The 17,726-nt window shown below is 69.5% G+C and carries 14 protein-coding genes; 8 read left to right on the top strand and 6 right to left on the bottom strand.

The window, feature by feature from the left end; all coding sequences use genetic code 11:
• Positions 1-38 precede the first annotated feature (38 nt).
• The 4 genes from DMC61_RS12395 to DMC61_RS12380 form a co-directional block, all read right to left on the bottom strand.
• On the bottom strand, positions 39-2,099 hold the full coding sequence (locus DMC61_RS12395) for an AbfB domain-containing protein (protein WP_158634089.1): 2,061 nt from the start codon (positions 2,097-2,099) through the stop codon (positions 39-41).
• A 72-nt stretch (positions 2,100-2,171) separates the two neighbouring features.
• On the bottom strand, positions 2,172-3,257 hold the full coding sequence (locus DMC61_RS12390; protein ID WP_125689339.1) for a hypothetical protein: 1,086 nt from the start codon (positions 3,255-3,257) through the stop codon (positions 2,172-2,174).
• A 465-nt stretch (positions 3,258-3,722) separates the two neighbouring features.
• Complete coding sequence (locus DMC61_RS12385; protein WP_125689337.1) at positions 3,723-4,007, bottom strand: Lrp/AsnC family transcriptional regulator; 285 nt, start codon at positions 4,005-4,007, stop codon at positions 3,723-3,725.
• Between the two features lie 39 nt (positions 4,008-4,046).
• The gene (locus DMC61_RS12380; RefSeq protein WP_125689335.1) at positions 4,047-5,768 is read right to left on the bottom strand and encodes a DEDD exonuclease domain-containing protein; all 1,722 of its coding nucleotides are present in this window, start codon (positions 5,766-5,768) and stop codon (positions 4,047-4,049) included.
• A 96-nt stretch (positions 5,769-5,864) separates the two neighbouring features.
• Here DMC61_RS12380 and DMC61_RS12375 point away from each other — a divergent pair, with 96 nt between their 5' ends.
• Complete coding sequence (locus DMC61_RS12375) at positions 5,865-7,253, top strand: NYN domain-containing protein (protein WP_125689333.1); 1,389 nt, start codon at positions 5,865-5,867, stop codon at positions 7,251-7,253.
• 44 nt (positions 7,254-7,297) lie between these two features.
• Here DMC61_RS12375 and DMC61_RS12370 read toward each other — a convergent pair whose 3' ends face one another.
• Positions 7,298-8,290 carry a hypothetical protein gene (locus DMC61_RS12370; RefSeq protein WP_125689331.1) on the bottom strand — a complete coding sequence of 331 codons (993 nt, stop codon included), beginning with the start codon at positions 8,288-8,290 and terminating at the stop codon, positions 7,298-7,300.
• A gap of 193 nt (positions 8,291-8,483) precedes the next feature.
• Here DMC61_RS12370 and DMC61_RS12365 point away from each other — a divergent pair, with 193 nt between their 5' ends.
• From DMC61_RS12365 to DMC61_RS12355, 3 genes are all read left to right on the top strand, one after another.
• Positions 8,484-8,726, top strand: a complete 243-nt coding sequence (locus tag DMC61_RS12365; RefSeq protein WP_063277368.1) for a hypothetical protein — start codon at positions 8,484-8,486, stop codon at positions 8,724-8,726.
• Between the two features lie 447 nt (positions 8,727-9,173).
• Entirely contained in the window at positions 9,174-10,226 is a 1,053-nt protein-coding gene (locus tag DMC61_RS12360; RefSeq protein ID WP_016336032.1) for an NlpC/P60 family protein, read from the top strand.
• A 77-nt stretch (positions 10,227-10,303) separates the two neighbouring features.
• Entirely contained in the window at positions 10,304-11,461 is a 1,158-nt protein-coding gene (locus tag DMC61_RS12355) for a glycosyltransferase family 4 protein (RefSeq protein WP_199749964.1), read from the top strand.
• A gap of 5 nt (positions 11,462-11,466) precedes the next feature.
• Here the strand turns inward: DMC61_RS12355 and DMC61_RS12350 are convergent, their stop codons facing one another.
• Positions 11,467-12,090, bottom strand: a complete 624-nt coding sequence (locus tag DMC61_RS12350; RefSeq protein ID WP_125689329.1) for a uridine kinase — start codon at positions 12,088-12,090, stop codon at positions 11,467-11,469.
• 124 nt (positions 12,091-12,214) lie between these two features.
• Between DMC61_RS12350 and DMC61_RS12345 the strand changes: the two genes are divergently transcribed.
• The 4 genes from DMC61_RS12345 (at position 12,215) to DMC61_RS12330 (ending at position 17,591) form a co-directional block, all read left to right on the top strand.
• Entirely contained in the window at positions 12,215-12,568 is a 354-nt protein-coding gene (locus DMC61_RS12345; RefSeq protein WP_016336029.1) for an SRPBCC domain-containing protein, read from the top strand.
• A gap of 25 nt (positions 12,569-12,593) precedes the next feature.
• The gene (locus tag DMC61_RS12340; RefSeq protein WP_125689327.1) at positions 12,594-13,793 is read left to right on the top strand and encodes a cytochrome P450; all 1,200 of its coding nucleotides are present in this window, start codon (positions 12,594-12,596) and stop codon (positions 13,791-13,793) included.
• Positions 13,794-13,818: 25 nt separating this feature from the next.
• Positions 13,819-15,099 carry an adenosylmethionine--8-amino-7-oxononanoate transaminase gene (locus tag DMC61_RS12335; RefSeq protein ID WP_125689325.1) on the top strand — a complete coding sequence of 427 codons (1,281 nt, stop codon included), beginning with the start codon at positions 13,819-13,821 and terminating at the stop codon, positions 15,097-15,099.
• Positions 15,100-15,338: 239 nt separating this feature from the next.
• Entirely contained in the window at positions 15,339-17,591 is a 2,253-nt protein-coding gene (locus DMC61_RS12330; protein WP_125689323.1) for a bifunctional SulP family inorganic anion transporter/carbonic anhydrase, read from the top strand.
• Positions 17,592-17,726 lie beyond the last annotated feature (135 nt).

Here is a 17,726-nt window from a genome sequence, read left to right as displayed (position 1 = left end):
CGTTTCCCAGGCCCCCGGCTGGAGCAGGACGAATTCGGTCAGCCGACGGACATGTACACGAGGATTTCGTACGTGCTGGAGTTCCAGGTCATGTAGCCGTGCTCGAAATTGCTCTGGCGGCCGATGGGGATGGTGAACTCGTCGCTGGTCGGGAAACCGAGCCTGCCGTTTTCCGCGCCGAGCGAATTCCACCGGTCGCGAATGGAGCCCATCACGAATTTGGCTCCGGTCGCCGGTGTCCAGTAGATCGCCATGTTGTGGCCGTGGAAGTTGATCATCGACCGGTTGACCCCGTTGAGCTGGTTGGTACTCGGCAGCAGCCACTTGTGCCCGCCGAGGCTCAGGTACCGGGTGAGGATCTCGCCGGTGATGAACTTCGCGCCGGTCTCCGGGCCCCAGTACAGGCGGCCGTTGGCGAATTCGCGGAACCGGACACCCGCGTCGTGGATTTCCGTCGCCTTCGGATTACCGGCGAGCCCGCGCAGGCCGTCGTTGTTGAACCAGTCCAGCATCAGCGGTGTCGACACCTCGGGATTCGGTGCGACCACCCGCCAGTGCGAGTCCTCGACGAAGAGCCGGTCCGTGTCGAACCAGTTCCCGCCACCCTGCTGGGCGATCCAGAGCTGCGCGTCGATATGCCGCATGATCCGGCCCGGGTGCGCCTTCGACTCCAGCTGGACCTCGCCGCCGTTGCGCCGCGGGCACCAGGTGGCGTCCTTCTTGAACTGGTCGGTGCCGTCGTTGCCGTGCAGTTTGACCCGCAGATCCTGCTGCCGCAGGTAGTTCCCGGCGCGGTCGGTGGACTCCAGCGAGTAGCACAGCGGATCGGCGAGCCCGCTCGCCACCTTCCAGGTCGCGTACGGCAACGGCTTGGTTCCGTCGGTGCCGGGGTTCCCGGTGGTGATCCACGCGTCGCCCCCGCCGGTGTGGACGTGCCAGCCCCGGACGCCGGGGGTGTAGGTCCCGAACGACTGGGTCAGCACCTCGTACTGGCCCGTGCGCAGGAACGTGACCACCGCGTCGCGGTTGCCCGCCAGCGCCACGTTGGCGGCCGCGACCAGCCGCGGCCGGAGCCCGCTGTTCTCCGCGCGGACCTTGAGCTGCCGGACGGCGTCCCGGTTGGCCTGGTCTTCCTGCGCTTCACGGCGGGCCTTGTCCCGTCCGGCCGCCGCCTTGAGCCCGGTGTCGATGAACGCCTTCCACGCCGCCGGGTCCGTGCTGCGGGAGGCGCGCTCCGCCGCGTCCTTGACCTCGATGTTCGCCGGGTTGGCCAGTTCGGGCAGCCGCAGCAGCTCACGGACGAAGACGTCGTCCTCGGCGTCCAGCCAGACGTTCTGGAAGGTGGCCGGGATCTCGGCGACGGCGGTGCGCCGCTTGATGTCGCGCTCTTCCCGGGCCGCCTTCTCGGCGTTCTCCTGCCGGAGGCGTTCCAGGTGCTCGATGATGTCCTGCTCGGCGAGGTCGAGGATGGTGACCTCGATGAAGGTCTTCCAAACGGCGGCGTCGCCCTTGTACGCGGCCATCGCACCGCTCTGGACCTTGGAGCCGCTCTTGGCCCGGCTGGCGACCTGGAAGACGAAGTTCCGGTCGGTGAGGTCGAGCAGCACGGGGTCCAGCGGGATGATGCGGGCGTTCTCGAGCGCCTTCATCCGCGCGCCGATCCGGTCCCGCCGCTCGATGTCGCGGAGGATCTTCTCGTCGTGATCGCGCTGGACGAATTCGTGGATACCGGTCCGGATGAACGCCGAGGCGTCGGCGACGGTGAGACCGTAGATCCGTGACGCTTCCGCCTTGGTGCGGGGGAAGGCGTCGATGCTGATCTTCTCGTAGACCTTGAAGACGAAGTTCTTGTCGGACAGCCTCAGCCAATCGTCGGTCGCCTCACCGACCTCGATCGCCTCCACGGCCAGCACCTTGTCCCGCTGTGACGCCGGGGGAACCGTGGTCGACTCGAGGTCGGGTTCCGCGGTGGGCACGGCGGGCGGCACTCCCTGGCCGGGTGGTGTTTCGGCCGCACCCGCCGGTGCGCCCATCAGCCCGGCGAACACGGCGGCGACGGCGGCCACCGCGATGCCACGGCTGAGCCATGGCCTTGACATGGACGTTCTTCGCATACCCCAGTCACCTATTCTCGAGAGGAAGCCGCCGCGGGAAACCGGACGGCGGAATGATCAGCTCGGGTTCTTGATCCGCTGCTCGCCTTCGAGGGCCTTCCGCAGCAACGACTCCCAGTACTCGACGTTTTCGCCGGAGAGGGACCGGTTGTCCGTCCAGTCGCCTTCCACCGTCTTCGCGGGGTCGATGATCGCTTTCCAGTTGGGGTTCTGGGCGGCCTGCTGCGCGGCGAGCAGGATGGCGTGCCAGGTTTCCGCCTGCCGCTGGGCGAAGTCCCGCGCCTCTTCCCATTTCGACCGCACCGGCGAAACCTCGGTGCCGACCTTGCGCCAGGCGGCCGCGGCCCGGTCACGGGCTTCCTTGCCTGCTTCGCCTTCGATTTCCCGCGCGGCCTTTTCGGCGGCTTCGGCGTCGACGATCAGCTGGGTGATCGTCAGTTGCCACTGGCGGTTCTGGCGCAGCATCTCTTCGCGGAAGGTCTCGATGTCCAGCCGCGCGCCCTGTGCCCAGCCCCAGGCGAAGAAATCGGTCAGGTCGTCGTCGGTCGCCCCCTCGCGGACCGCGTAAGCCGCGGCGAATCTCACCTGGGTGCCCGGATCCCGCTCGGCGAGCATCCGCACGTATCGGCGGTCTTCCTCGACGAGGGCACGTTTCTGCTCGCCGAGGTCGGCGCGGAACTTCTGATCCCGGGCCTTCGCGGCTTCGTAGCCGCCGCCGTGACAGAACTGCTCCCGTTTGGACGCGGTCGCCGTCAAGTGGTGGTTCGCCGCGTCGTAGACCTCCGGCGAGTAGGCCCGGAGGTGGGTCTCCAGCAGCCGCCGGAGGAACCGCTTGTTGCCTTCGTCGCGGTTGAGCGCCCGCTGTGTCGCGTATTCGAGCCCGCCGCCGGGATAGCGGAGGAACTCGATGGACGCCGCCTCCGGGTCTTCGCTGAGCAGAGCGATCCACGCGTCCGTCTTCACCGTGCTGTGGACGCTGTACCTGGCGTGGGTCAGGACCTCCCAGCGGGCGATCTCGCCGGGTGTCATCGCCGCGGCGGTGGCGTGTACTCCGGTTTCGGCGGCGAGCCCCGCCGGAACGGCGACCGTCCCGGAGAACAACGCCGCGGCGCAAAGCGCGCAGGACAAAATACGCTTGTACACTCCAAGCCCCCAGTCAGCTTCGGTGCAGGTTGAATTAACGGGGACCCTTCCCGGACGGTGCCGGGAAAGGTGTCGGTGGCAACGGCGTCCGGAATCGAAACCGGAGCCGGCGATGAATTCGAAGTTCTTCGAATCCTTGTCGGGAAAACGCCCGCGCTTACCCGGCGACTGCTTCAATCGCCGGGAAAGGCTTCGTCAGTGGCCGCGTATCCGGCGGCTTCGGTGATGGATCGGCGAGCAGCTTCCGCCGACGGGCGATGCGGTGGCTCGTGTGGAGTGAATGTGGCGGCGATCGCCGCGATCCCATGACGGATCGATCATCGGTACATACCCCGGAATCCCCAGTACCGGAATTCCCCCAGTGAAATTCCGATTCTGAACCCAGCTAACCGCGAATGGGCGGTTTGCGCAAGATGCACCCCGAAGGTTAAAAAGTCACCGACGGGGCGGGGTTCTTGTTTGTCCTCAAGCTCCTTCGACGCCGATGTCGAACGCGGACTCCTTGTCGGCCTTCGAGTACGAGCGGAACGCGATATGCGTGACGGTGCTCAGCACACCGGGGACCTTGCCGATCTTCGCCGGGATCAGATCCGCGAGATCCTCGTGGGCCGCGACGCGGACCGAGGCGATCAGATCGACGTCGCCCGCGCAGGAGTAGACCTCGCGGACACCCTCGATGTCCGCGATCGCCTGCGCCGCCTCGGGGATGGCATCGGCCTCGACCTGGATCAACACGATCGCGGTGATCACTACAGCGCCTCCTACGTCAATGAATCCGGTGTGCGAATCCTAGCCCGCCACCCGTTCCAGCGCCGTCGCGCTCGCCGCCAGGTCGAGCCACTCCTGCCAGCCGCCGGCGACGGCCGCCGGCTCCGCCCAGGGATGCGTCGTGCGCACGAGCCGGACACCCGGACGGGTCAGCCAGCGCAGCAGGATGCCGATCTCCTCCGGGATCGCGCCGAAGAGCGGGCCGGGCCCCGGGATCACCGTCTCCGCCGAGGCCACGAGCATCTCGACGACCGGCATCGGCGGCACCCCGCGCCGGGCGACCCCCGCCGACGCGAGCCTGCCGTGCCGGATCACCGCCAGTTCCCAGCCGCCGTTCCCGTCCGGCCCGGCGGCGATCAGCTCCGGGATACCCGCGAGCGCCGACTGCCGGTGCGCCCGGCCGACCGCGCGGATCAGCCCGGCCAGCTGATCGCGGTGCTGGGCGGCCTGCTCGTAATGCTCCGCCGCGGCGAGCCGGGCCAGCTGGTCGGCGGCGGCCCGCAGCGGACGCCCGTCCGTCCCGGCGATGAGACCGGACACCGCCAGCACTCCCGGCCGGTACGCCTCGACCGTCTGCTTCCCGGCGCACGGTGCCCCGCAGCGGCCGAGCTCGGCGAGGACGCAGGGTGTCCCGTTCGGCGAGGTCGCCGAGATGCGCTGGGTGCACGTCCGCAGCCCGGAGGCGCCGGCGAGGGTGTCCGCGGCGGACCGGGCGTCGGTCTGGGTGCGAAAGGGCCCCAGCATCCCGTCGCGCGGCATGCGGACCACAGAGAGGCGCGGGAACGCCTCCTCGGTCAGCGCGACCCACCACGAGTGCCGGGGGTTCTTGGAGCGGCGGTTGTACATGGGGCGATGGGCGGCGATCAGCCGAAGCTCGCGGACGGCGGCTTCGAGCGCGTGCGCGCATTCCACCGCGTCGACCCGCTCGGCCAGCGCGACCATCTCCCGGATCCGCCCCCGGCTCTCCGAACCGGTGAAGTACTGCCGGACCCGGCGGCGCAGATCGGACGACGTCCCGACGTAGAGGACCTCGTCGCTCGGGCCGCGGAAAAGATAGACACCCGGCCTCGACGGCAGATGCTCGGCCAGCGACCGTTTGCGGCGCTGGGCCGCGGTCACCTCGGGCAGGTAGTCCAGCAGCTCTTCGAGGGTGTGGACGCCGAGGTTGCCCACCCGTTCGAGCAGCGCGTGCAGGACGTCGACGGTGGCGCGCGCGTCGGCGAGCGCGCGGTGGTTGGGCGTCGTGCGCGCTCCGAACAACGCCGCCAGCGCGGAAAGCCGGTAGCTGGGCGTCTCGTCGCGGGAAATGACCCGGCGGGCGAGCCGGACCGTGCAGACGACGGCCGTCTTGGGCCAGTGGTAGCCGTGGCCTTCGCAGGCGGCGCGCATGAACCCGGTGTCGAAGGCGGCGTTGTGCGCCACGAGCACGGCACCGGAGATGAATTCGAGGAACGCGGGCAGCACGCGCTCGATCCGGGGAGCGTCGTAGACCATCGCGCCGGTGATGCCGGTGAGCTCGACGATCTGCGGCGGGATCGGCATCCCCGGGTTGACGAAGGTGGCGAACTCGCCGACGATCTCGCCCGCGCGGATCTTGACCGCGCCGATCTCGGTGATCCCGTCCGGGCCGGGTTTCGTCCCGGTGGTCTCCAGGTCGAATACGACGAAGGTGATGTCCCGCAAAGGAGTTCCCAGCTCGTCGAAGGCGAGTTGCGCCGCGCCGGGCCGCCGTCCGGTGTCCATGGTCGGGCACAGTAGGGGCGGGCACCGACAATCCCAGGATGCGCGCACGCCGTCCCATCGAGCGCGCCCCGAGGCCATGGGGCCTACGCTGGAGCGATGCAACCGCAGCCCGCAGTGCCCGAAACGCCCGAGGACGCCACCGGCGGCCCCTCGGGTGTCGTGGCGTCGGCGGGTGCGCCGGAGCCGTCCGAAGAGGTGCCCGCCGAAGGCTGGACCGCGTTGCCGGAGACCGTGCGGGAGCGGATCGCCGAGCTGGCGGCCGCCGCCGTCGGCAAACTGCCGGTCGCCGACCTGCCGAGGCAGCTGCGCCCGGTGGCGAAGTTCGCCCCGGCGAAACGCGCGAAACTCGGCGGGACGGCGTTGCTCACCGCGTTGGGGGAGTCTTCGCAGTTCCGGGTCGCGGTCACCGAATGGTTGCGTGACCACCGCAAGGACGCCCTGGACCCGAACGCCCCCGATTCCGTCGCCGCCGCGGCGGCCGCCGTGCTGCTCGGAGAGGCGGGCGCGGCCGGACGGGTCCGGCTGGTGGCGAAGAACGCCGAAGAGACGGCGTTGCGTGCCGAACGCGACGCCGCGCTGGCCCGTAACCAGCGGCTGGAGACCGAACTGGCCCAGCTGCGCGAAGAACTGCGTGAAGCCAAGGAGATCGCCGGTGGTGCGCGGGGCGAACGCGACGCCGAGGTCGAAAAGCTGTTGAAACGCCTGCGGGAACAAGGTGTCCAACTGCGCCAGGCGAAGGACGCCGTCGCGGAGGCGCACGCTCGGCTGGAAAGCGGAGGCGCCGAGAGCGCCGAAGAGATCAAAGCGCTGAAGGCCCAGCTAGACCGTGAGAGGCAGCGAGTCGCGGCAGAGCGGGCTCGGGCGGAGAAGGCCGTCACAGACGCCGAGATCGCCCGTCAGTCCGCCCGTGAGGCGCGTCAGGCCGACGAGGTCAGGCTCGGGCTGCTGCTGGACACGATCGAAGGCGCCGTCGGCGGGCTTCGCCGCGAGCTTTCGGTGAGCGCGCGGGGGCAGCGTCCGGCGGACATGGTGCGCGGCGCGACTTCGGGCCTCGGGGCGGGCGGCAAGATCCAGGACGTCACCGCGCTCGACCGGCATCTCGCGCTGCCCAACGTGCACCTGATCGTCGACGGCTACAACGTCACGAAGACCGGGTATCCGGAGCTGGCGCTTTCCGACCAGCGCGACCGGCTGATCCACCAGCTGTCCGCACTCGCCGCGCGGACTTCGGCCGAAGTCACCGTCGTGTTCGACGGCGCCGGTGTGCTTTCCGTGCCCGCCGCGGTGCCGCGCGGGGTGCGGGTGCTGTTCTCCGAACGCGGCGTGCTCGCGGACGACGTCATCCGGTCCCTCGTCGCGGCCGAGCCGCCGGGGCGGCCGATGGTGGTCGCGAGCACGGACCGGGCGGTGGCGGATTCGGTGCGGGGCAAGGGCGCGCATCCGGTGCCTTCGGCGGTGCTGGTGTCGCGGCTCAGCCGGGTCTGAAGTGTGTCGTGAGTGGTAAGGACGGTTAGAACCGTCCTTACCACTCACGAGCACCTCGGGCAGGTGACCCGCTCGGCCGTCGGTCGCCACCCCTCCCGCATCAGGACCGTTCGCACCTCGGCCGCGACTTGGCACGGCGAATTCCGGACGTCCCGCCAGCCGTAGACCAGACGGGCCCGGCCGGCGAGTTCGGCCGCGTTGTCCCGCCGGCGGTCCCGGAACGCGACGGCGGCCATCGCGTGGGTTGCCCGCCCATCCAGACGGACGGTCAGCGCCGCGCCTCGTGAGTCGTAGGTGACGTCTTCCCACAACGTCTTCCCGTCGACTTTGACCGCTGTCTGCCGGTCGCCCGGCGGCAGGCCGTGCCTTTCCTCCACCTGCTCTTTGAACTCCACTTCGAGCGCTGACATGAGGCCTCCGGCAACCAGTTCGAGACCACGCTGGATCTCGGCGCGGAAGCGGAAAGGCGGACGCATCGAGACGCACTCCCGCATCGCGGAGACCGGGACTTTGCTCCGGCTGACGAGGTCGACGACGACGTTCACCGCGTCCCGTCCGCTGGCTTGGGAGACCGCCAGATCGACGATCGTGTCCGTGGGTTTGGTACGCGGCGGCCATGCCTCGGCCGCCGCGTACGGGAGTGCTCGCGACCTGTGCACCTTCACCAGTGAAGGCTGGGAAATCGCGGAACTGGAATAGGGCACCGTGATCTCGATCGGACCTTCCTCGACCGGCACGAGCCGCCATTCCTCGGCCGCGGTGCGATGGCTCAGCACCGCGTGCCCGCCTCCGTAGCGGAGCGCGGCATGAATCCTGGCCTGCCTCGGGAGAAGGCCGGTGAAAGTCGCGTAGACCCGCGGTAGTACGCGCTGCCAGCGCCCTGCCTCGAGGTTCGCGACGATGGCGGCCTTGCTGTGTCCGTAGGCCAGAAGCTGCGCTCTGGTCACGATGCCGTGCTGTTCCTGAATCAGGACCGGCCAGCTCGGTCGTTGTTCGGCCGGGATGGCTTCTTCCGACCAGCGTCTGTGTAGGGGCACACGTCCACGGTGGCCGGGTGACAGGGCGACAAGGGAACACTGCCGAAAGTTGTGGATGGAAGGACTGGTTGTGGACAGCTTGAGCCTCGTGAGTGGTTAGGACGGTTAGAACCGTCCTAACCACTCACGAGGCCCGAAACTGTCGGTGGTCGCTCTTAATGTGCGCCTCACCACTGAAAGTGAGGAGCCCGAGATGGATGACAAGGCCATCGCCGATATAGCGGACATAGAGACGCTCGTCATCGATTGCGACCGGTGCGCGGTCCGCGGTGACGCATGTCATGACTGTGTCGTCAGCGTCCTTCTCGGCGCGCCGCCCGCGCTCGAATGGGACGCCGACGAGCGGAAAGCGGTCGACGCGCTCGCCGAAGCCGGGATGGTGCCACGCCTCCGGATGGTCGAGATCGTCGAGCAGGAGCGCCGGAAATCGGCCTGACGACACACCTCGACCGGGGCATTCGACGAGTGGTCGATCCGATCGGGTGAACGGTAGGTAGTCGTGACCAGCCCCAGGATGTAACGCCCGTCACACCTTTCCGCTCATGCTGGTCCGAAGGTGTTTCGGCGCATCACGGAGAGTTTTTGCCCTTCCCATGGTGGACGCGGTGCCCCTGGTTTCGTAACCTGTCCGAGATCTCGTGGCCGGAAGCCGTCGCCGGACGGCGACACGGGATCGCCACTGAGGCAGCTTTGTCGGGGAGCTGCACCGGAACCAGCCAAGCGCCAAACCTGTTGCGATAGCACTCGGCCAGGCGCGAGGCGGGAAACGCGGGGAACCGCGCGGGCCTCACGGTCGGGGTCGCGGCTTCGCGGAAGAGGGCCCCCGACCTCTTCGTCCCGGGTTCCGAGTCGGTGGCCGACAGCAAAGGAGACACGCGCGACCGTGCAGTCGCATCCAGTCAAGCGCGTGGTGTCAGGAGCTCTGGCCGCGGCCGCGGTGATCACCGCGGTGACAGTGGCCCAGCCTTCAGCCACCGCTGCCCCAGGCCCCGCCCTCCAACAGCCCCCGTCCGGCTCGGACGCGCTCGCCAAGTACCGCGACCTCGCGGCACAGGCGGAGAAGGCGAACGAAGACCTCCTCAAGGCGAAGGACGACCTCGCCGCGAAGCAGGGTGAGCTCGACAAGGCGACCGCCGACGCCGCCGCGGCCAAGGAGCTCGGCATCAAGGCGGCCGGCGACGAGAAGACCTTCCAGGCCGAGGTGAACAAGTTCGCCGGTGCCTCCTTCACCAGCGGTGTGCAGCTGAACAAGCTGTCGTCGCTGCTGTCGGGCGCGTCGACCCAGGACTTCCTGGAGCGTTCCTCGGCACTCGAGGTCCTCGCCGCGAACAAGAACACCGCTCTGACCAACCTGAGCGGTGCCGTCGCCCAGGCCGCGGCCGCGGCCAAGCAGGCGGCGGACGCCCAGAACACCGCCACCTCCGCCCGTGACGCGGCCGCCAAGCTGACCACGGACATCGAGGCGCGCCAGAAGACGCTGAGCGACCAGCTCAAGGAGATCGAGCGCGCCGGCGGCAACCTGAGCGCCGCGGATCGCAACGCCCAGAAGGACAAGGGCGGCGCGTTCCCGAACCTGCCCGCCCCGGGTCCCGCCGCGGCGGCGGCCCTCGCGGCCGCGAAGAGCAAGCTCGGCAGCCCGTACGGCTGGGGTGACACCGGGCCGTCGTCCTTCGACTGCTCCGGTCTGATGCTCTGGGCGTACAAGCAGGCCGGTCTGACCCTGCCGCGGTCCAGCCGTCAGCAGTCGACCTTCGGCGCCCCGGTGCAGAGGTCGCAGCTCCAGCCGGGCGACCTGGTGTTCTACAACTCGCCGGTCTCGCACGTCGGCATGTACGTCGGCAACGGCATGATGGTGCACGCGCCGACCACCGGTGACGTCGTCAAGGTGTCGCCGCTGCAGAACAACTACGTCGGCGCCCGTCGCCCGACGGCCTGACGAACAGACGACAAGGGGCGGTACCGCGCAAGCGGTGCCGCCCCTTTCGCATGCGGAGGGCCAAGTAGCCTGCAGGGGTGCTGAGGACCCTGCTGGTGACCAACGACTTCCCGCCCCGGCCGGGCGGTATCCAGAACTACCTGAACTCGCTGGCCACCCGCCTGCCCGCGGACGACCTGGTCGTCTACGCCCCCTCATGGGAGTCGAGCACCGGCTCGCACGGCGAGTTCGACGCCGCCGCCCCGTTCGAGGTGGTGCGCCACCCGACGTCGCTGATGTTGCCGACCCCGGACGTGCTCAAGCGGGCGAAGGAGATCATGCGCGCCCGCGACTGCGAGGCCGTCTGGTTCGGCGCCGCGGCGCCGCTGGCGTTGCTGGGGCATCCGCTGCGGGCGGCCGGTGCGCGCCGGGTGCTGGCGTCGACGCACGGCCACGAGGTCGGCTGGTCGATGCTGCCGGGCTCACGGCAGGCGCTGCGGCGGATCGGCGACACCGTCGACGTGATCACTTACGTCAGCAAGTACACGCGTTCCCGGTTTTCGGCCGCCTTCGGCCCGATGGCGGGGCTGGAGATGCTCCCGTGCGGCGTCGACACCGCGCTCTACCGGCCGGATCCGGCCGCGGGCAAGGAGATCCGCGAGCGGCACGGGCTCGCCGACCGGCCGACGATCGTCTGCGTTTCGCGGCTGGTGCCGCGAAAGGGCCAGGACATGCTGATCAAGATCCTGCCCGAGCTCCGCAAGCGGATCCCGGACGTGGCGCTGCTGCTCGTCGGCGGCGGCCCGTACCGCAAGACGCTCACCGGGCTCGTCGGAGCGCTGGGGGTCGAGGACAGCGTCGTCATCACCGGATCGGTGCCGTGGAAGGAATTGCCCGCGCACTACAACGCGGGCGACGTCTTCGCGATGCCGGCGCGGACGCGCGGGAAGGGGCTCGACGTCGAGGGCCTGGGCATCGTGTACCTGGAAGCGTCGGCGACCGGGCTGCCGGTCGTCGCCGGGAATTCCGGTGGTGCGCCGGAAACGGTGCTCGACGAGGTCACCGGGCACGTCGTCGACGGCCGCGACGAGCAGCAGCTGCGGGAGACCCTGGCCGCGTTGCTGGCCGATCCGGTACGGGCACGGCGGATGGGGGCCGCCGGTCGCGACTGGGTCGGCGAGAACTGGCGGTGGGACACCATGGCGAGCCGGCTTTCCGGCCTGCTCGACGGCGACCCCGTCGCGGCGGTGCGCTGAGGAAATCAGGGTTCGTAGCGCGCCGGATGCTTCGGATCGTCGACGCGGATCACCACGTCCGACAGCGCCGACGGATCGACTTCCTGTTCGTAGCGCGCGTAAGCGGGAAGCGCCCAGGCATCGGGCACGCGCCGCTTCAGCGCGCCGGGCGAGAGCCACAGGTGCACGCTCAGGTCGAAGGCGAGCCCGGCGCCGAACAGGAACTCGCCGTCCAGCAGGACGACGCCGCCCTCGGACAATTCGACGCGTTCGGCGCGGGTGGCGCGATCGCGGACCGGATCCCATAAGGACGGGAGAACCAGGCCGCTGCCGTCCTCGGCGAGCGGGTCGAGCACTTCGCGGCGCAGGGCCCCGAGGTCGAGCCAGTCGCCGTAGCGCGAGTCCGGGTCCTCCTTGCCGCGTTCGAAGCGCAACGAGGCGGGGCGGAGGAAGTCGTTCGCCGAGATCCGCAACACCGCGTGACCGGCGATCCGCAGGGGATCGACCAGGGCGTCGGCGAGTTCTGTGGTGTTGGTCGCACCGGCCGCGCCGTCGATCGCGACCGCGATCCGGCGGCGGCCCGTGATCGTCGTGATGCGCTCGGTCAGTTCGGAGACCAGCAGAGCGGGAGAAATCGGACGGTAGCGCACGGGAAGACATCCTCCACCCGGACCGGTGACTGTCGCACGGTACACCCGATGGGATGATGGCCCGGTGACCAAGACAACGGCCAAAACAGCCGGAAGTGGTTGGCAGGTAGGCGTTTCCCAGACGGTGCCGTACAGCGGCACCCAGGTGTGGGACTTCCTGGTCGGACGCGAGGGCGTCGGCATCTGGCTCGGTCCGGGCGCCGAACTCGGCCACGAGCTGGGCGCGGCGTACGAGACGGCCAACGGGACGACCGGCGAGATCCGCGGCCGCTCCGAAGGCGACAAGCTCCGGCTGACCTGGCGCCCGAAGGACTGGGACCACGACTCGACCCTGCAGATCACGGTGAGCGGCACCGACCAGAAGACCACGCTCCGTTTCCACCAGGAATGGCTCGCGGGCGCCGACGAGCGCGAGGAACAGCGGGCATACTGGACCGAGGTGACCGAGCGAGTGGTGGCCGCGCTGGCCGAACGCTGACCGGCGCGCCGGGGGAGGCGTACCGATGGGGGAACCGAAGAACCTGGACTGGGAGCTCGTCCAGGATCCGCACCGGGTTTCGGCGCTGCTGCGTGAAGAGGGCCCGGCCCGCAAGGTCCGGCTGCCGCGCGGCCTCAACGTCTGGATCGTCACCGGATACGCCGAAGCCCGCGCGATCCTCGCGGATTCCCGGGTGGGCAAGGATCCGGAGGCGATCCGGCGGCTCTTCGAACGCGACGGTTTCGAATCCGCGGCCGACAACGCCGTCCGCGCGCTCGGCGCGCATATGCTCAACTCGGATCCGCCGGACCACACGCGGTTGCGCAAACTGGTCAACCAGGCCTTCACCTCCCGTACGGTTTCCCGTCTGCGGCCGAGGATCGAGCAGATCACCGCGGAACTGCTGGACGGCATCGGCGACGCCGAGCGCATCGACCTCCTGCCCGCTTTCGCCGTCCCGTTGCCGATCCGGGTGATCTGCGAACTGCTCGGCGTCCACGCGGGCGACCAGCCGGCGTTCGCGACCTGGTCGAACACGATGGTCGCCTGGTCGACGCCGGAGGAACTCCAGGCCGCGGCCGCGAAGATGCACGCGTACCTCGTCGACCTCATCGAAGAGAAACGCGCCGAGCCCGCCGAAGACCTGCTTTCGGCCCTGATCCACGCCAGCGACGAAGGCGATTCGCTCACCTCGGACGAATTGCTGGCCATGGCGTTCCTGCTGCTGGTGGCGGGATTCGAGACGACGGTCAACCTGATCTCGAACAGTGTCTTGGCGCTTCTTCGTGAGCCGGACCAGCTGGCCGCCCTCCGTGCCGATCCCGCCCTGATTCCCGGCGCGGTCGAGGAGTTCCTGCGCTACGACGGCGCGATCCACCTGGCGACCATCCGGTTCACCAAGGAGGCCGTGCCCGTCGGTGACGTCGAGATCCCGGCCGGCGAGTTCGTGCTCGTCTCCCTGCTGGGCGCGAACCGGGACGCCGGACGGTTCGAAGACCCGGACCGCCTGGACGTCACGCGTTCGGCGACGGGACATCTCGCGTTCGGCCACGGCATCCACTACTGCGTCGGCGCCCCGCTGGCCAGGCTTGAGGCCGGGATCGCCTTGCGCGGACTGCTGGAAAGGTTCCCCGCCCTCGGCTTGGACGCCGAACCGGAAACCCTGCGGTGGCGGGAAAGCACCCTGGTGCATGGTCTGGAAACCCTCCCTGTGCGCCTGCGCTGAGGAGGGCGTGTCGTAGGGTCGCCGGATGGACGCCGCCGAACTTCTCGCGCTCGACGCGGAACACGTCTGGCACCCGTACGCGCCGATGCCGAGCACGATCGACTCCCTGCTCGTCCGCGAGGCGAGCGGGGTCCGGCTCACCCTCGACGACGGCCGCGAACTGGTCGACGGCATGTCGTCGTGGTGGGCGGCGATCCACGGCTACCGGAACCCGGTGCTGGACGCGGCGCTGGCGGAGCAGGCGGGCCGGATGAGCCACGTGATGTTCGGCGGGCTCACCCACGAACCGGCGATCAGGCTGGCCAAGACCCTGGTCGACCTCGCGCCGGAGGGGTTGCGGCACGTCTTCCTGTGCGACTCGGGGTCGGTGTCGGTCGAGGTCGCGGTCAAGATGTGCCTGCAGTACTGGCAATCGGTGGGGCGCAAGGAAAAGCGGCGCCTGATGACCTGGCGCGGCGGCTACCACGGCGACACGTTCACGCCGATGAGCGTCTGCGACCCCGAGGGCGGCATGCACTCGCTGTGGCGCGGGATCCTGCCGGACCAGCTGTTCCTGCCCAGGCCGCCCGGCGGTTTCGCCGACGAGCCGGATCAGGACTACCTGGAGCTGCTCGCGACCGAGATCGGGCGGCACGCGGACGAGCTGGCCGCGATCATCGTCGAGCCGGTCGTGCAGGGCGCCGGCGGGATGCGGTTCCACCCGCCCGCGTACCTGCGCGCGCTGCGCGAGATCACCGAGGCGAACGACGTCCTGCTCATCTTCGACGAGATCGCCACCGGTTTCGGCCGCACCGGCCGGATGTTCGCCGCCGAGCACGCCGGGGTCACCCCCGACGTCCTGTGCCTCGGCAAGGCCCTGACCGGTGGGTACCTGACGATGGCGGCGGCGCTGTGCACGCCGGAAATCGCCGACGGGATCTCGCGCGGCGAGCTGCCCGTGCTGGCGCACGGCCCGACGTTCATGGCGAACCCGCTGTCCTCGGCCGTCGCCAACGCCTCGCTGGGGATCCTGGCCGAAGGCGGCTGGAAGTCCGACGTCCCGCGGATCGAGGCCGCGCTGAAGGCCGGGCTCGAACCGGCTCGCGAGCTGCCCGCGGTCGCGGACGTGCGCGTGCTCGGCGCCATCGGCGTGATCGAACTGGACCATCCCGTGGACATGGCGGTGGCGACGGAGGTCCTCACCGGGAACGGGGTCTGGCTGCGCCCGTTCCGGAACCTGATCTACACGATGCCGCCCTACATCTCCGAGGCGGACGACCTCGCCGCGATCACTTCCGCAATGGTCTCGGCCGCACAAAAAGCGTAAAAACGGCGAAATTCAGCCCAAAGAGTGTGACAGCGGCCACAGCAATCCGGAGAGGCCACGCTCGGTACAGAGCGTGGTCGCGAGTTGATCTTGGTCAAGCGAACGGGCGAGTCCGATCGGGGTCCTTCTCGGGCGCTTTGTCGCGAAAGCCGGTTATGTCCTAGTTCTCGGGCGCACAAGCAAACCTGAGAATCCTTTGCGTAGCGGACTTTTGCGCGCCGATCCGGTTTCCTGCCCCCATGATCGACATCGTTGGTGACGAGCACGACACCGGGCCTCCGGGCCGCCGCAATCCCGCATCGACCCTCCTGAAGAACCTCCGCCACGACGTCCCGGCTTCGGTCGTCGTCTTTCTCGTGGCCGTCCCGCTTTCGCTCGGCGTCGCGCACGCCGCCGGAGCACCCTTGCTCGCGGGACTCGTCTCCGCCGTCGTCGGCGGGATCGTCGCGAGCCTCTTCGGCGCCTCCGCCCTGCAGGTCAGCGGTCCCTCCGCCGCGTTGACCATCGTCATCGCGGAGAGCATCGCCACCTTCGGCTGGGCCGCCACCTGCGCGATCACCGCCGGGGCGGGCCTGGTCCAAATCCTCTTCGGCCTCTGCCGCGTCGCCCGCGCCTCGCTGGTGATCTCGCCCGCCATCGTGCACGGCCTGCTCGCCGGGATCGGGCTGATCCTCGTCCTCGGCCAGCTGCACGTCGTGCTCGGCGGGGTGGCGCGGGGTTCCACGATCGAGAACGTCCTCGCGCTGCCGGGCCGGATCGTCGGGCACCACGACCAGGCCGCGCTGATCGGTGTCGTCACCGTCGGTGTTCTGCTGGCCTGGACGCGGATGCCGCGATCGGTGCGCCGCGTCCCCGGCCCGCTCGCCGCCGTCGCGCTGGCGACCGGCCTTTCCGCCGCGGCGGGGATGGACCTGCCGCGCGTCGACCTCCCGAACGGCTTGCCGGGGCTGGGTTTCGTCCCCGAGGTGCCGTCCGGGTCCTGGGCCGCGATCATCGGGGCCGTCCTCTCCATCGCGCTCATCGCCAGCCTGGAGAGCCTGCTTTCCGCCGTGGCCATCGACAAACTCCGCGACGGGCAGCGCACCGACCTCAACCGCGAACTGGTCGGCCAGGGCCTGGCGAACGTCGCCGCCGGGTCGCTCGGCGGTTTCCCGGTCACCGGCGTCGTCGTGCGCACCATGACCAATTTCGAAGCGGGCGCCCGCACCCGGATGTCGGCGATCCTGCACAGCGTCTGGATCCTCGGCTGCTGCCTGTTCCTGGCGGGCGCGCTGCGGCTGATCCCGCTCGCCGCGCTCGCCGGTCTCCTCGTCTACGTCGGCGCCAAACTGGTCAACCTCACCAATCTCCGCGAGGTCCGCCGTCACGGTGATCTGCCGGTCTATCTCGCGACCCTGCTCGGCGCGGTCGCGGTGAACCTGCTGACCGGGGTCGCCGCGGGGATCGCGGTGGCGCTCGCGCTGATGCTGCGCCGCATGCTGTTCTCCGGGATCCACGTCGAGCAGGACGGCTCGCGGACCCGCGTCGTCATCGAGGGCGCGCTCACTTTCCTTTCCGTGCCAAGGCTCACGACCGTGCTGGCGGAGGTTCCCGAGCGGGCGGAGGTGACGCTGGAACTGTTCGTCGACTACCTCGACCACGCCGCTTTCGACTGCCTGCGCGGCTGGCAGCGCGCGTACGAACGCGCCGGGGGAACCGTGATCGTCGACGAGATCGGGCATCCGTGGTTCGAACGCGGCAAGGCGGGCGTGCCGACCGTGCGCCGCGGCGTGGCGTCCCGCGTGGTGCCGCGCTGGCTCGCGCCGTGGTCGCAATGGCAGGCCGAACATCTCGAACTGCCGAGCCAGCGCGGCGGCAGCGTTCCGTTGTGCCGCGGTGCTTCGGAGTTCCAGCGGCGGACGGCGCCGCTGCTGCGGAGCACCTGGGACGGGCTGGCGAACGGGCAACAGCCGCATACGCTTTTCATCACCTGTGGCGACGCGCGGATCGTGCCGAACCTGATCACCACGAGCGGGCCGGGCGACCTGTTCACCGTGCGGAACATCGGGAACCTCGTCCCGCGCGCCGAAGCGGATTTCTCGGTGGGGGCGGCGATCGAGTACGCCGTCGGGCTGCTGCGGGTGCGGGAAGTGGTGGTGTGCGGGCATTCCGGCTGTGGCGCGATGAAGGCGTTGCTCGGGGACGCGCCCGCCGGCCTGGCGCACCTCGGCGGCTGGCTCCGCCATGGCGAGGCGACCATGCGGCGCAGGGAAAGCGAGGGTCCGGTGCTGCTCGACGGCGCGTGGCCGTCGCACGAAGGCGATCGGCTCGCGCTGCACAACGTGGTGCAGCAACTGGAAAACCTGCGCTCGTACCCGGTGGTCGACGCCGCGCTGGCGCGCGGGGAACTGCGCCTGACGGGGATGTACTTCGACGTCGGGAAGGCGAACGTGTACCTGCTCGACGAAGCGCTGCGGTCGTTCACCTCGGCGGCGGCCCCGGTGAAGTCCTGACACGTCGTGAGTGGCGAGGACGGTTCTAACCGTCCTCGCCACTCACGACGATCTTGACCGGGCGGCCGACCGATAGTTCCCAGGATCCGGGACAGGACAAGGCTTTTCGCAACGCGGGAGACATCTCCAGGCAAC

Origin of the sequence: Amycolatopsis sp. WAC 04169 (assembly GCF_003947535.1) — a bacterium.
Lineage (GTDB): Bacteria > Actinomycetota > Actinomycetes > Mycobacteriales > Pseudonocardiaceae > Amycolatopsis > Amycolatopsis keratiniphila.
This window is presented reverse-complemented; position numbering and strand designations above follow the sequence as displayed.